Raw genomic sequence first — 1,060 nt, forward strand, 5'->3', positions numbered from 1 at the left:
CTAGGCCGTGTCTGAAAAGTGAGGTGTGAGCGCCTGAGCCGTCACGGCTCGGGCGCCCTGGTGTTGCAGGATGCTGACAAGCAGGTGAGGTCTCTGGTAGGTGAGTCATCGACCAAGACGAACCACACCTTCACAGAGACCTCGTGGACACCATATCTGCACGCGTCCGCGGCGATCTGACCGATGCGCAATGGGCAGTCCTGCAGCCGCTGTTGCCTGTCGGTCGGAAGCCCGGGCGGCCTCCGAAGTGGACGAAACGCCAGCTCATCGACGCCATCCGATGGCGCACCAGGATCGGGGCGCCGTGGCGGGAGATCCCCGATCGCTACGGGCCCTGGCAGAATGCCTACCATCTGTTCCGCGCCTGGTCCCGTGACGGCACCTGGGCAGCGATCCTGGCGATGTTGCAGGCCCAAGCCGATGCCGCAGGGCTGATCGACTGGGACGTGTCCATCGACTCCACGATCGTACGAGCTCACCAGCACGCCGCCGGGGCCCGTAAACACGGCGCGGCACAGGTCGAACCGCCCAGCGGTCTGGCCCACGAGCCTGCCGACCACGGCTTGGGGCGGTCTCGCGGTGGCTGGACCACTAAGCTGCACCTGGCCTGTGAGCAGGGCCAGAAGATCCTCGCGATCGTCGTCACCGCCGGACAACGCGGCGACAGCCCACAGTTCCCGGTCGTGCTGAATGCCATCCGGGTACCACGCACCGGTCCCGGCCGGCCCCGCACCCGGCCGGACCGAGTCCTGGCCGACAAGGCCTACAGCTCGAAAGCCAACCGCGACCTGCTCCGCCAGCGGGGCATCCGCGCCACCATCCCGATCAAGACCGACCAAGCCGCCCACCGGCGCAAACGCGGCTCGCACGGCGGCCGGCCACCAGCCTTCGACCCGGAACGCTACAAACAACGCCACGCCGTGGAATGCGGGATCAGCCGCCTCAAGCAACACCGCGCCGTGGCAACCCGGTACGACAAGCTCGCCTGCCGTTACCAGGCCACCGTCACCATCGCAGCCATCAACGGCTGGCTATGAACCACTTCTCAGACACGGCCTAG

The 1,060-nt window shown here is 67.2% G+C and carries 1 protein-coding gene; it reads left to right on the forward strand.

What is annotated here, in order from left to right; translation table 11 throughout:
- Nucleotides 1-143: 143 nt before the first annotated feature.
- Entirely contained in the window at nucleotides 144-1,037 is an 894-nt protein-coding gene (locus ABH920_RS50050) for an IS5 family transposase (RefSeq protein WP_370356996.1), read from the forward strand.
- Nucleotides 1,038-1,060: the final 23 nt, after the last annotated feature.

The sequence above is a fragment of the Catenulispora sp. EB89 genome, assembly GCF_041261445.1.
Lineage (GTDB): Bacteria > Actinomycetota > Actinomycetes > Streptomycetales > Catenulisporaceae > Catenulispora.